The organism is Acinetobacter beijerinckii CIP 110307, assembly GCF_000369005.1.
Classification (GTDB): domain Bacteria; phylum Pseudomonadota; class Gammaproteobacteria; order Pseudomonadales; family Moraxellaceae; genus Acinetobacter; species Acinetobacter beijerinckii.
The window spans coordinates 140,039-153,275 of sequence record NZ_KB849765.1 but is presented as its reverse complement, the minus strand read 5'-3'; the positions used below and the strand labels follow the sequence as shown (position 1 = coordinate 153,275).

Below are 13,237 nucleotides of genomic sequence, written 5' to 3'. Positions count from 1 at the left end.
GCGCCACTGCAACAGTAAGGTATCCTGTTTGTGAGCTTTGATCTAAGTGTTATTCCAAATAAAAACATTATATTAGCGGTTACAGGCGGTATTGCTGCCTATAAAAGTGCCATTTTGGTACGCCGTTTAAAAGATTTTGGTTTCGATGTCCGTGTGGTCATGACCCATGGTGCACAAGCATTTATTACCCCCTTAACCTTTCAAGCCTTGTCTGGAAATCCAGTACATACTGAATTACTTGATCCTGAAGCAGAAGCAGGCATGGGGCATATTGAGTTGGCACGTTGGGCTGATCTGGTCTTAGTGGCGCCAGCAAGCTGTGACACACTAGCAAAATTTGCAAATGGGTTGGCAGATGATTTACTGAGTACTTTATATTTAGCCACCAAAGCACCTGTTTGGGTTGCACCTGCGATGAACCAACAGATGTGGGCGGCAAAAGCCACGCAACGAAATTTGCAAACATTGGTTGAAGATGGCGTGCATGTGATTATGCCTGATGCTGGTGAACAGGCTTGCGGTGATGTTGGTTTAGGACGTATGCCTGAACCAGAAGAAATTGCGCGCCAAGTAGCTGCTTATTTTCACAAAGCGCAACGTGCGATAGCCGAGAAATTTGGTTTATTGGCGGGTAAGCGTGTCACGGTTACAGCGGGTCCAACGCGTGAAGCAATTGACCCTGTACGTTATATTTCAAATCACAGTACTGGAAAAATGGGTTTTGCTTTAGCAGCAGCATGTTATGCAGCAGGAGCCAAAGTGACATTGGTCGCAGGACCTGTGAGTTTAGATACACCAAATGGTGTAGATCGAATTAATGTAAAATCAGCCATGCAAATGCTAAATGTCAGTATGAATCAGCTTGAACAGGGCTGCGATATCTTTATTGCGACAGCTGCTGTTGCAGATTATCGCGTTGCCCAAGTTGCTGAGCATAAGATTAAAAAAGCAGGCGATGAGTTAGCCGTTTCCTTGGTAAAAAATCCTGACATCGTTGCGACAATTGCACAACAACAGCAACGCCCATTTATGGTGGGTTTTGCGGCTGAAACGCAAAATGTTGAAGAATATGCAGCAGGAAAACTCGTTGCTAAGAAACTCGATATGATTGCGTGTAATGACGTATCTCGTCCTGATATCGGTTTTGCTTCAGATGAGAATGCAATGATTGTATTTTTTGCTCAGTCTTACCACATGGAAAAACGCGAGTTAGAAAAAGCATCTAAACAAGAGATTTCTCAGCAATTGGTTGAGTCGATTGCGGATGCCTTGCGCCGTCGCTTATAAAAATAAAGGAGTGTTTTTACACTCCTTTATTTTTTCTTTGATTCAGATAAAACCAGTATAAGCCAGCTAAAACTGCACTAAAAATACAGCTATAAAAAATAATTGAATAGGGTACGAGACCCTGTAGTGGATTTTTTAAGATCAAGGGATAGAAAAAATAGACATCATGATGCATAAAAGCATCTAAGAAAATATGACTATAACTGCCGATATAAGCACTGATGGCCGCAGTTTTCCATGAAATCATCCAATCACTAGATTTGAAAACCGTATGTAATACCCTCTGACTTATTGGTTTACCTATAATAAAGGCTAGACTTCCTATAAGCGTTGCTCCAATAAGATTGTGTGTGAATATATGTAGGTAGGGCCAGCCATAGATCAAACCCAACAATGGTTCGATATCCATTAAAACTTGTGTACCTGCAAAAATCATAAAACTAAAACGTTTCTGTCCTACAGCTTTACAACAAGCACCTATTCCTAAATGTAAGGGAGTTACTGGCATAGCGTTTTTTCTTGTTTTGATTAACCTCAACAACATCATAAAGCAATAGTAAAAGACATGGTTAATCTTCAGTAGATTTTATGATATTCAAGGCTATAGATGATTAAATATCAATACTCAGCCTTGAACGTTATAAATTAAGACAAATTACGGTTACTCATTTATCAAAATGCAACCAAAGCTTTGCATTTTTTATGTATGCTGAATCAACTTAGCATGTATATAAATTAGAGCCATGCGGCGATTTATCTGCTAATGGCGTACGAATCATAGCCACAGTTTTTATAGGATATTCTGATGATTAAAAAAACTTTAGCCACCGTTATTATGTTGTCTTCTTTTGCATTTACCAGTCATGTGATGGCTGCGGGCTTATCCGATGATATGAAAGTGCTTGGTAAAAACTACAAAGCATTTAACCAAGCGGATAACACACAAGCTGCGACGACTGCTTTAAATAATATGCGTGCTGCGGCAACCCATTCAAGACAATATAAATTAGCGCCAAATACGACTGAAAAAGTATCAACTTCAACGGGTTTATTTGATCAAATTATTGTTGAAATTGATAAAGCTAAATTGCTCGTACAAGCAGGTAAGCTTGATGAGGCAAAAAAACAAGGAAAGAAAATTGCTGAGTTGCGTGATCAAGGGCATAAATACTACTCACACTAAACATCAGTATTTATAAATTATTGCTATGAAGGATTTTATTACTGGCTAAAGTCATCTCAAGCGAATCTAAGCGTTATAAAAGCTGTATCGAATAGATGCAGCTTTTTTCTGTGAGCACGGGATTCAATCTAAAATAAAACTGAGCATGATTCGGATTTTTACATCAATCTGAAGTTGTTACAGTGAGTTTATAAATGATCAGAGGTGATGATATGTCCTCTCAGCAAAACTATGAGCGCATTGCACAGGCAATTGGCTATATTCAGCAAAATTTTAAACGACAGCCACAGTTAGAAGAAATAGCGGCTTTTGTCCATTTAAGCCCAGCGCATTTCCAACGTTTGTTTACTGAATGGGCTGGAACGAGTCCTAAAAAGTTTTTGCAGTTTATGAGTATTGAATATGCAAAAAAGATTCTGAAACAGGATTCGAGTAGTATTTTTGATGCAACATTTGCAACAGGGCTTTCAAGTACCAGTCGCTTACATGATCTCTTTATTCAAATTGAAGGAATGACACCAGCAGAATATAAAAATGGTGGTGAAACACTGATCATTTCTTATCAGTTTTCTGAGACGCTATTTGGTGAGGTGTTGATTGCTTCTACTGGTAAGGGGATTTGTGCACTGACATTTATAGAAAATCGAATCGATGCTTTGGCACAGTTAAAATCACAATTTCCGAAAGCTACTTTTAATGAGCAGAGTGACTTATTTCAAGAAAGAGCTTTAAGTTTATTTCAACAAGGTCAAATTCCTTTAAATGAAATCAAATTGCATTTAAAAGGCACTGAGTTTCAATTAAAAGTTTGGCAAAGTCTGCTTAAAATTCCAATGGGGCATCTTTCAACCTATGGACAATTAGCAAAAGCGATTGATCACCCTAAAGCTGCCCGTGCTGTCGGAACAGCAATAGGCAGTAATCCAATTGCCTTTTTAATTCCATGTCATCGTGTGATTCAATCAACGGGAGCATTAGGGGGCTATGAGTGGGGTATCACTCGTAAAACCGCGCTCATTGGTTGGGAGGGGGTGCAAACTTATGTCTCAAGTTGAATGTTCACAAATGGAGTGTATGACGGACCGTATTCAAAATGCGGATTGGAATCAAATCAGTGAGCAATTACATCAACATGGCTACGCCATGATTGAACAAGTTCTCTCAGAGCGACAATGTGGAGAGCTGAAAGCTGCTTATTGCCAAGCAGATTTATATCGAAAAACTGTAAATATGCAGCGTTATCGATTTGGTTTAGGCGAATATAAATATTTTAATTATCCCTTACCAAACTTGATTGAACAGATACGTAATGAGGTTTATCCAAGACTAGTGCCAGTGGCAAACGCTTGGTTCAAGGTTTTGGGATTAGGCAATTCATTTCCAAATACATATGTTGAATTTTTGAATCTGTGTCAGCAACATCAACAGACCAAAGCAACATCCTTAATTTTGAAATATCAGAAAGGTGGTTTTAATACTTTGCACCAAGATATTTATGGTGAAATTTACTTTCCTATGCAATTGGTGATTGTTTTGGATCAACCAGATATTAATTTTAAAGGCGGTGAATTTGTGATGACGCAGCAAAATCCACGGGCACAGTCTAAGGTAATGGTGTTACAACCCAATCAAGGTGATCTATTGATTTTTACTACTCAATTTAAACCTGAAAGGGGAAGTAGAGGCTATCATCGAGTGAATATGAAACATGGGGTCAGCCCTATTTTGCAAGGTGAACGGCATAGCTTAGGGATTATTTTCCATGATGCGGTGAATTAATTTGATGTGGCAACATATTGATCTCACACAAATCGATTTAAAGGCAAAGTTAAAAAATGGAGATATTGTTTTTGCTGGAAATCGTAAGCTTAAAATTTATGGTACGTTGACTTGCAACGCGGGCAAGCGCATGCTGAAAATAAATCGTGTATTTTTTACAAATGAGCACGAAGCCATAACCCAAGGATATCGACCTTGTGGGCACTGTATGAAAACTGCTTATAAGAAATGGAAAGATGCAATTATTTGATATTGATGCTGACCCAAAGCAAAATCAGTTACCTTATGATGGTACGGTAAATTATTACGGGAAAATCATTTCACATTTGGAGGCTGATCATTATTTTGAGAAGCTATTCTACAGTATCGAATGGGAAAACGATCAGGCGATTATTTTTGGTCGAAATATTATCACTAAGCGCAAAGTGGCTTGGTATGGAGATCAACGCTTTGAATATACTTATTCCAATATCAATAAATATGCGTTGCCGTGGACAGATGAATTGATTGAATTAAAAGCAATCGTTGAAAGATTATCAGGTGAAACATTTAATTCTTGTCTGCTCAATCTTTATCATACCGGTGAAGAGGGTATGGCTTGGCATAGTGATGCTGAAACAGATCTGAAAAAGCATGGAGCAATTGCTTCACTCAGCTTTGGAGCAGAGCGTAAATTTGCTTTTAAACATAAACAGACCAAAGAAAAAGTTGAGTTGTATTTAGAGCATGGCAGTTTATTGATCATGAAAGATACGACGCAAAGCTACTGGTTGCACCGCTTACCGCCAACCAAGAAGATAAATACAGCACGAATTAATTTAACCTTTCGAACTATTGTCACTTAAATCAATAGGTAATAAAAAAGGACTGTAACCAGTCCTTTTCACAGCAATCTTAAATCGATTATGCTTGACCTTGCGCATCAGCATCCGATTGTAAGCGTTGCATATTTGCTTCAAATTCAGCATCGAAGTTGATCGGTGTAAGTAACAATTGTGGGAAACTACCTTTAGTTACTAAATCATTTACCGCTTCGCGTAAGAATGGGAACAAGATATTTGGGCAATAAGCGCCTAAGATGTAAGGAAGACGATCTTCTTCTACGCCGTCAACCAAGAAAATACCTGATTGAGTTACATCAACGATGAACGCAGTTTCATTTTCGTTGTTCGCTTGAACCACAACTTTTAAAGACACTTCATAATGAGTTGGATCAATTTTCTCAGCAGCAGAAGATAAATTGATGTTCAGCTCTGGCTGCCATTGTTTAGTAAATACTTGCGCACCCGGAACTTCAAAAGAAATATCTTTAGTATAAATACGTTCTAATGCGAGTTGTGGTTGAACTTGTTCTTCGCTCATTGTTTTTCCTTAAATCTTGGAGTGTTGTTAAGCTAATAATTGATCGAGTTTGCCTTCACGCTCTAAAGCATAAAGTTGGTCAAAACCACCAATAAATTGGTCTTTGATAAAAATTTGAGGCACTGTACGATGATTGGTACGTTGCATTAATGCAATACGAACTTCTGGCGCTTCATTGGAAAGATTAATTTCTTTGAAAGCAACGCCTTTACGTTCAAGTAATTGTTTTGCACGTACGCAATATGGGCAAGAAAGCGTTGAATAGATTGTGACGTTTTCAGTTGTCATTTTCATCTCTCCTTAAGCTTTGGTTTTACTTTTAACTAGAGGTAAGCCTTGAGCTTTCCAGTTACTGATACCGCCATCTAAACGATAACTATCAGCATGACCAATTTTTTGTAATGCTGAACCAGCAACTTGTCCTAAGTTACAAATAAATACCAATGGACGATCACTTGCTTTTAATTCATCTACATGACTTGTGATTTGGCTGTATGGAATGTTGCGACTACCGCTGATGTGTCCATCACGGAAATCTTTTGCATCACGTAAATCGATCAAGATGGCATTTTTTGCCTTGACCAAAATACCTAGAGATTGTGGTGAAATTTTACGACCGTTGCGTTGTCCTTCTAAAACAAAGAACAACACGATTAACACGCCGAGCGCACCAAATAAGAAGGGGTGATTCCCCATAAACTCTAACCAGCGTTCCACAAGTCACCTAAAGTTAAAATCAAAATTGATCCTGAGTATAACTTATCTCAATGGTGATCAAAAATGTTAGTTCAAGGGCAAAAGACCAAGAAAATTAACTTTTTTGCTGCGCTTCCTGAATTTCATCCAGTAAGCGCAGATAACTATCTAAACGTCGCGCTAAAATTTCACCAGCATCAACCGCTTGTTTCAATGCACAATTTTTCTCATGCGTGTGGGTGCAATTACGGAACTGGCACAGCCCTAAATGTGCTTCGATGTCTGGAAAACCTGTACGTACCTTCTCTAAACTCAGATGCCACAGTCCAAATTCACGAATTCCAGGAGAGTCGATTAACGCACCGTTTGTTCCAAATTTAATCAAACGAGTAGAAGTGGTGGTGTGCTGACCCAGTGCAGAATTCTCTGAAATGATATTGGTTTTCTGTGCTGCATCAGGAACAATGGTATTGATCAATGAGCTTTTACCAACACCTGATTGCCCAACGAAGGCAACAGTTTCATTATCCAAACGATCTGAAAGCGCCGATAAGTCGCCTTGTGAATGACAAATGAGCGTTTCATAACCGAGCGACTCGTATTCACTCAGTAAGGTTAAAATTGGATCATTTTCAGTGAGCAAGTCTGATTTGTTCAACACCAACAAAGCAGGAATATTGGCATCCGCACAAGCCACTAAATAACGATCAATTAATGTCGGGGCTGGTTCTGGCAATGGTGCAAAAACAATCACGATCAAACTAATGTTTGCCGCCACTGGTTTTACTTTGTGATAGCGGTCTGGACGAGTCAATAGTGACTGTCTTGGGTAGATCGCGGTAATAATACCTAAACCTGTATTCGGATCTGCTTGCCATTTGACGCGATCACCCGTCACCAATAACTCTAAGTTTGTCCGCGTATGGCAACGCCAAATACTATCGATCTCAATTGGTTTCCAGAATGGTTCAGGTTCGCCTTCGGCCACTTGGGGTTTTTCAGGATGCTGATCAGGTATAGATAAGGCTTGTACTTCGAGTTGACGACCATAATGCTGAACAACCAGTCCATCTAAATCTTGTGATGTGTCAATGTCGTCTTGACGAGATTTATGCTGTTTCTCAATACGACGCTGCTGTTGCTCAGTTAAACGACGCTTACGAATTAAAGCCATTCATGTCCCAAAAAATCCACAGGTTTAAGATCGCAAAAATAGCATGAAGCCGCTATAGAATTACAGCCAAGATGTAATAAATTTGCTACTATTGATGTTTTTAAGCACTTTAGAATTGCCATCTATGAGCAGCACCCCAGATACACGATTAATTTGGATCGACCTTGAAATGACAGGTCTCGATACCGATAACGACAAGATTATTGAAATCGCAACAATTATTACAGATGATAATCTCAATATATTAGCTGAAGGTCCTGTGCTGGCAGTACATCAATCTGATGTTATTTTAAATGCAATGGATGAGTGGAATACTAAGCAACACGGTCAATCAGGTCTGATTGAACGTGTACGCCGTAGTAAATTAACGGCTCAAGATGCTGAACAGCAAACACTCGAATTCTTAAAAAAATGGGTGAATCCAAAATCTTCACCAATGTGCGGTAACTCGATTTGCCAAGACCGCCGTTTCTTGCATCGCTTAATGCCTGAGCTTGAACAATTTTTCCATTATCGTAATTTAGATGTATCTTCAGTCAAAGAGTTGGCTAAACGTTGGAGACCTGAAATTATGAGTGGTTTAAAGAAAAATGCTTCACATTTGGCAATGGATGACATTCGTGATTCGATTGCTGAATTGAAATATTATCGTCAATACTTTTTTATCATGAATGATTAAACGTCATACTTGATAGATATTAAAGGAGCTTGAAACAAGCTCCTTTTTTAATGAATGTAAAAAAATATTGGGCTTGATTAAAAAATAACTTAAACTCAGCTTTTGATTGTTAACTATAAAAAGAGAGCATATATGCAAAGTAATAATCCAATTTTAACTCGAGTTGAAACCTATAGTGATTTAGCTGAACCCATGACGATTCAGGGTGCAATTCAAAAGTCAGTTTTATTGACTGTCATTGCTGCGGTATTGGGCATGGCACTTTTTCTTTATTGTGTGATCACTGCAAATATTTCAATTGCTTATGCTGCAACAATTGTGGGCGCAGTTGGGGGCTTGATCCTTGCATTAATCACTACGTTTAAATCAAATACTGCACCTGCTTTAGCGATTCCTTATGCTTTATTTGAGGGTGCATTTCTAGGTGGAGTTTCTTTTATCTTCCAACTGAAATTTCCTGGCGTACCGTTACAAGCGTTACTTGCTACCTTTGTTACGACGTTGGTTTTATTTGCACTGTACAAATTTCAGGTGATTCGTGCCACTGAGAAGTTTAAAGCTGTTGTTATTTCGGCATCGATTGCGATTGCTTTAGTTTTTGTCGTGCAAATTGTTTTAAGTTTGGCTTTCAGTTCAAGTATTCCTTATATTTTTGAAAGCAATTGGTTGGGGATTGCATTTGCTGCATTTGTGGCTGTGATTGCATCACTGAATCTGATTTTAGATTTTGATTTAATTGAGAATGCAACAGCACAAGGTGCGCCAAAAGCCTTTGAATGGGTGTGTGCGATTGCATTACTTGCAACACTGGTTTGGATGTACTATTCGTTCTTGCGCTTATTGAGCTTAATTCAAGGCGATGACTAAATTCGAGTAAGTTGAACTTTAAATCGCCTGTCATCAGGCGATTTTTTTATGCAAGATTGTAAAAAAGGTGGATTATGCAATTCCGCAACAGACGGAATATTGGCATGATGTGGTGAAAATTTTTCGAGTGAGAATAAGATGTCACAAGGACTTTTAGCTGGTAAGCGTTTTTTAATTGCCGGTATAGCAAGTAAATTATCAATTGCTTTTGGTATCGCATCGGCTTTACACCGTGAAGGTGCAGAATTAGCGTTTACTTATCCAAATGAAAAGCTGAAAAAGCGTGTTGATGATTTTGCAGCTCAGTTTGGTTCAACTTTGGTTTTTCCTTGTGATGTTGCGATTGACCAAGAAATTGACAATACCTTTATTGAGCTAGCAAAACATTGGGATGGCTTGGATGGTGTTGTGCATTCAATTGGTTTTGCGCCAGCACATACGCTTGATGGTGATTTTACTGATGTGACTGATCGTGACGGTTTTAAAATTGCACATGACATTAGCGCATATAGTTTTGTTGCGATGGCGCGTGCTGCTAAACCATTGTTACAAGTACGCCAAGGTTGTTTATTGACTTTGACTTATCAAGGTTCTGAGCGTGTGATGCCAAACTATAACGTGATGGGTATGGCAAAAGCATCTTTGGAAGCGGGTGTTCGTTATTTAGCATTAAGCTTAGGTAAAGAGGGGATCCGTGTGAATGCGATCTCTGCGGGTCCAATCCGCACTTTGGCTGCTTCTGGGATTAAATCATTCCGTAAAATGTTAGATGCCAATGAAAAGATCGCTCCATTACAACGTAATGTGACGATTGAAGAAGTGGGCAATGCTGCATTGTTCCTTTGCTCACCGTGGGCTTCAGGTATTACGGGTGAAATCATGTATGTTGATGGCGGTTTTAATACTGTTGGTATGAGCCAGTCAATGATGGATGATGAATAATTCTTTTATTCAAAAGCATATGATAAAGCCGCTTATATAGCGGCTTTATTCTTCAAAATTGTAGAGCCTTCAAATCATAATGCATGGCTTTGTGGCCAAAACAGTCGGCGACTTTAACGTCGAGAAGCGGGCGGAAAATGTGCTGACTGTTTTGAGTCCGTAGCAGCCATTAGTTACTTGTCTTTATCTTCTGTACTTAGTTTTGACTCGAAATTTTTATAGCGGTTTTCGAGCTCTATATGTCTTTCTTCACGAAATCGCAAGTAATAACTTCCGAAAAAAGATACCAAAGATAAAGTTAAGCCACCTATAACGAGCGCAAGCTGTGTCGGGTTACGATCAAGCATTTGCATAATAGTAGGATAGAAAAGCCCTAAAATTACCATTGCAAAGCCACCTATTAAGTAAGCTTTTAATAGCATATTAGTTAATGGTAGTTTAGTTTTGGAAAACTCTACAACTTTAAAAAATTTATCCGCTTCTCTTATATCTGATGCAGTAATCTCAACTATATCGTCACCAAAAATATACTTTTTATTCTTAAGAAATAATTCTAACTCATCTTTTCTTTGTTTTTGAAATCTCTCAAGCTCTTCCATTGCCGATTCTGTATAAATAATCTTCATTTTTTCCTCACTTCGACTTGGTATTTGACAGGCGGACCGCAATTAGAATCCCGGCAACTACTGCAGAAATTACAAATACAGGCGTACCCCATGCTTTCGCGGTATTACCAAGAGCAAAAGCACTAGTTGCTGTAAGCAGGTATTCTGAAACTTGACTAACTACCCACCAAGGAGAAGCTTTGTCTTTACCAAAGGAATTCGAAATAAGGTGGGTTGCTGCTCGAACATGATCATGAGTCACTTCTAGCGGTAAATCAGGGGCCTTATCGGCCTCCCCAAAAGTGACAGCTTTTTTATGCAAAGTGTCAGCATATGCTTTAACTGTTTCTTGATATCTTGTTAGTCCAGATGAAGTAAACCCATCTTGCTCCAACTCTTGATCCGTTTTCACATATTCTCCATTTAAGTACTCATTCGTTTCTAGTGCATACAGCTGACTATAGTTATACGGCAAATTTTCTGCATAACCAAAATGGACATGCGATATAACCAAGTTTGTATCTATCCAATGTAATTATATTTTGATCAGCATATAAAACAGCAGTATTTGCGTCAATATAAAACGATGTGAAATAGCATTCTTTAAGTCTTCGATCTAATGCTTAATTTGGTGATGAGAAATTTACTGATCAATATAATTAATCATTTGTAATTCAGTCCTTTATATGCTAATTAAAGCAGGTTTTTGTTTAATCGAAAATTTTAAGGAAATATCGATAAACATATTATTTTAGATTTCAGGATAGATTAAAACGTGAAGAAAATAGCTGTTGTTTTAGGATTAGTTACTCTTCTTTCACTTCAAGGTTGTGCCGCAGTGATGGCAAGTAACCAACCGCATAAAAAGAATATGGCTGTTTTAGAAGTGGGGAAACATCGAAATTATGTGATTCCTGAATTGGGCGCACCTATCACTTCCGAAACCGTAAATGGAGAACGTAAAGAGATTTATACTTTCCAGCAAGGGTATTCAAAAGCAGCTAGAATCAGCCGTACGCTATGGCACACGACTGCAGATATTGCCACCATTGGTCTATGGGAAGTGATTGGCTCTCCAACTGAGATGTATTTCAATGGTCAGAAACTTTCGTATGAAGTTGTTTTTGATGATCAGGACAAGATTAAACGTATTCAACAGATCCAGAATAATCCAGATCTAGTGAAAGAATAAGTGCGCAAAACAATAGCGCAAGAGCTATTGTTTTGGCAGTTCTTTCACAGGACTTCCGCCAAGTGCTTGCATTAATGTTACATAGGCATTGTATTGATTCTGCTTGGTTTCAACTAAGTTGAGTCGTGCATTACGTGTGGTTTCCTGTGCATCCAGTAAATTCTTTAATGCAATCGCACCATTACGATAACGCACTTCAGTTAAACGTTCGGTTTTATCTGCTAACTCGACATTACGTTGCTGTAACTGAACTTGTTGATTCAGTTGCGTTCGATTTGACAAAGCATTTTCAACATCTGCAAAGGCTTGATATAAAGTTTGACGATACTGTGTAATCGCTTTCTCATATTCAAGATCACTGATTTCAATATTCTTTTTCATATCATTATATTGCAGAAAAGGCAGGCTTAGGCTCGCCCCCAATGTCAAAGCAGGATTCTTCAATAATTGAGTGAGTGAGGTACTCGAAGAACCTAAACTACCGGTAAGATTAATCGATGGGTAGTAACTTGCTTTAGTTGCATCTTTAGTGGCTAAAGTTTTGCGTAGGCGCAATTCTGAAGCTTGTAAGTCTGGGCGACGCGATAAAATATCCGCAGGTAAACCCACAGCGATATTCGGTAAAGCATTTCGTGGTAGCTGTTTTGGCTCTTGAATATTCAATTGCTGAATAGGTTGATGTAGCAATACCGCAATGGCAGTACGTGCTTCGACTCGTTGTTGCTCAATTTGGCTCAGACTGGCTTTTTGGCTTTGAACTGATTGTTCAGCTTGGGTTAAATCTAAACCTGAAACCGCGCCGGCTTTATACTGTGATTGCACCAAAGAATAAATTTTTTGAGTAGATGCTAGGTTCTGCTGAATAGTTTGGTAGCGTTCATTTAAATAGCCCAATTGCCAGTACAGTTTCGCTGTTGTTGCAACTAAGCTTTGAGCAGTAGCTTGTAAATCTTGCGCACTTGCTAAAGCTTCCCAACGACTTGCTTCAGTTTGATTGGCGAGCTTACCAAATAAGTCGAGCTCATAGCTCACACCAACACTGGTTGATAAACCACGATCCGATCCGTCACCTGAGCGTAGATCATAATTATAGCCAGTTGAAACACTCGAATTGGTGCGTATGCCTTGTTGGTTCTCAGCCAAACCCGCTTGTAAGCGTGCTTGTTTTAACGTGATACCCGCAACAATTAAATCATTATTTTTAGCTAGAACTTGGTCAACCAATTGATTGAGCTGAGCATCATTAAATAGCGTCCACCATTGATCGGTTAGATTCACATTTTTATTTTTTTGTGCATCGTATTGGAACTGCTGTGGTACTTGTACGACGGGTGCATTGTAAGGTGTTTTGACTACAGCCGAACAACCCGCTAATGATGTGCTGAGACATAGTGCAAGTGCGATTTTATGTTGTATGAATAACATTGTTTGTCATTCCTTTAATAATTTGAAATAGCATGATTGTCTTGAT

The 13,237-nt window shown here is 38.7% G+C and carries 18 protein-coding genes; 10 read left to right on the top strand and 8 right to left on the bottom strand.

Going from position 1 to position 13,237, the window contains the following annotated elements; translation table 11 throughout:
* Window positions 1-30: 30 nt before the first annotated feature.
* Window positions 31-1,287 (top strand): bifunctional phosphopantothenoylcysteine decarboxylase/phosphopantothenate--cysteine ligase CoaBC, encoded by a 1,257-nt coding sequence (coaBC, locus tag F933_RS06250; RefSeq protein ID WP_005059569.1) that lies wholly within the window; start codon window positions 31-33, stop codon window positions 1,285-1,287.
* A gap of 16 nt (window positions 1,288-1,303) precedes the next feature.
* Here the strand turns inward: coaBC and F933_RS06245 are convergent, their stop codons facing one another.
* Window positions 1,304-1,795, bottom strand: a complete 492-nt coding sequence (locus F933_RS06245) for a DUF4184 family protein (RefSeq protein ID WP_005059567.1) — start codon at window positions 1,793-1,795, stop codon at window positions 1,304-1,306.
* A 297-nt stretch (window positions 1,796-2,092) separates the two neighbouring features.
* Between F933_RS06245 and F933_RS06240 the strand changes: the two genes are divergently transcribed.
* The 5 genes from F933_RS06240 (at window position 2,093) to F933_RS06220 (ending at window position 5,094) form a co-directional block, all read left to right on the top strand.
* Entirely contained in the window at window positions 2,093-2,470 is a 378-nt protein-coding gene (locus tag F933_RS06240) for a cytochrome b562 (RefSeq protein WP_005059565.1), read from the top strand.
* A gap of 212 nt (window positions 2,471-2,682) precedes the next feature.
* The gene (locus F933_RS06235; RefSeq protein ID WP_005059564.1) at window positions 2,683-3,525 is read left to right on the top strand and encodes a methylated-DNA--[protein]-cysteine S-methyltransferase; all 843 of its coding nucleotides are present in this window, start codon (window positions 2,683-2,685) and stop codon (window positions 3,523-3,525) included.
* On the top strand, window positions 3,512-4,249 hold the full coding sequence (locus F933_RS06230; RefSeq protein ID WP_005059562.1) for a 2OG-Fe(II) oxygenase: 738 nt from the start codon (window positions 3,512-3,514) through the stop codon (window positions 4,247-4,249). Before F933_RS06235 ends, F933_RS06230 begins: the two co-directional genes overlap by 14 nt.
* 4 nt (window positions 4,250-4,253) lie before the next feature.
* Window positions 4,254-4,499 carry an Ada metal-binding domain-containing protein gene (locus tag F933_RS06225; RefSeq protein ID WP_005059560.1) on the top strand — a complete coding sequence of 82 codons (246 nt, stop codon included), beginning with the start codon at window positions 4,254-4,256 and terminating at the stop codon, window positions 4,497-4,499.
* A complete protein-coding gene (locus tag F933_RS06220) occupies window positions 4,486-5,094 on the top strand; it encodes an alpha-ketoglutarate-dependent dioxygenase AlkB family protein (RefSeq protein WP_005059557.1) in 609 nt (202 codons plus the stop codon). The genes F933_RS06225 and F933_RS06220 overlap by 14 nt, the downstream gene beginning before the upstream one ends.
* Before the next feature lie 58 nt (window positions 5,095-5,152).
* On the opposite strand, the gene secB is transcribed toward F933_RS06220, so the two are convergent.
* The 4 genes from secB to rsgA form a co-directional block, all read right to left on the bottom strand.
* The gene (gene secB / locus F933_RS06215) at window positions 5,153-5,611 is read right to left on the bottom strand and encodes a protein-export chaperone SecB (protein ID WP_005051442.1); all 459 of its coding nucleotides are present in this window, start codon (window positions 5,609-5,611) and stop codon (window positions 5,153-5,155) included.
* Window positions 5,612-5,638: 27 nt separating this feature from the next.
* Entirely contained in the window at window positions 5,639-5,899 is a 261-nt protein-coding gene (grxC, locus tag F933_RS06210) for a glutaredoxin 3 (RefSeq protein WP_005051444.1), read from the bottom strand.
* Between the two features lie 12 nt (window positions 5,900-5,911).
* Window positions 5,912-6,328 (bottom strand): rhodanese-like domain-containing protein, encoded by a 417-nt coding sequence (locus F933_RS06205; protein WP_005051446.1) that lies wholly within the window; start codon window positions 6,326-6,328, stop codon window positions 5,912-5,914.
* Between the two features lie 94 nt (window positions 6,329-6,422).
* On the bottom strand, window positions 6,423-7,481 hold the full coding sequence (gene rsgA, locus F933_RS06200) for a ribosome small subunit-dependent GTPase A (protein ID WP_005059554.1): 1,059 nt from the start codon (window positions 7,479-7,481) through the stop codon (window positions 6,423-6,425).
* Between the two features lie 124 nt (window positions 7,482-7,605).
* On the opposite strand from rsgA, the gene orn reads away from it, so the two are divergent.
* The 3 genes from orn (at window position 7,606) to F933_RS06185 (ending at window position 9,969) form a co-directional block, all read left to right on the top strand.
* Window positions 7,606-8,160, top strand: a complete 555-nt coding sequence (gene orn / locus F933_RS06195) for an oligoribonuclease (RefSeq protein ID WP_034710901.1) — start codon at window positions 7,606-7,608, stop codon at window positions 8,158-8,160.
* Window positions 8,161-8,292: 132 nt separating this feature from the next.
* Window positions 8,293-9,027, top strand: coding sequence for a Bax inhibitor-1/YccA family protein (locus F933_RS06190; RefSeq protein WP_005059550.1), 735 nt, complete (start codon window positions 8,293-8,295; stop codon window positions 9,025-9,027).
* Between the two features lie 138 nt (window positions 9,028-9,165).
* Entirely contained in the window at window positions 9,166-9,969 is an 804-nt protein-coding gene (locus F933_RS06185; RefSeq protein ID WP_005059548.1) for an enoyl-ACP reductase FabI, read from the top strand.
* A gap of 173 nt (window positions 9,970-10,142) precedes the next feature.
* Here F933_RS06185 and F933_RS06180 read toward each other — a convergent pair whose 3' ends face one another.
* Complete coding sequence (locus F933_RS06180) at window positions 10,143-10,595, bottom strand: hypothetical protein (protein ID WP_005059546.1); 453 nt, start codon at window positions 10,593-10,595, stop codon at window positions 10,143-10,145.
* Window positions 10,596-10,602: 7 nt separating this feature from the next.
* Window positions 10,603-10,986, bottom strand: a complete 384-nt coding sequence (locus tag F933_RS06175) for a hypothetical protein (protein ID WP_155757853.1) — start codon at window positions 10,984-10,986, stop codon at window positions 10,603-10,605.
* 363 nt (window positions 10,987-11,349) lie between these two features.
* Here F933_RS06175 and F933_RS06170 point away from each other — a divergent pair, with 363 nt between their 5' ends.
* A complete protein-coding gene (locus tag F933_RS06170) occupies window positions 11,350-11,766 on the top strand; it encodes a hypothetical protein (protein ID WP_005059544.1) in 417 nt (138 codons plus the stop codon).
* A 24-nt stretch (window positions 11,767-11,790) separates the two neighbouring features.
* On the opposite strand, the gene F933_RS06165 is transcribed toward F933_RS06170, so the two are convergent.
* Window positions 11,791-13,191 (bottom strand): efflux transporter outer membrane subunit, encoded by a 1,401-nt coding sequence (locus tag F933_RS06165; protein WP_005059542.1) that lies wholly within the window; start codon window positions 13,189-13,191, stop codon window positions 11,791-11,793.
* Window positions 13,192-13,237 lie beyond the last annotated feature (46 nt).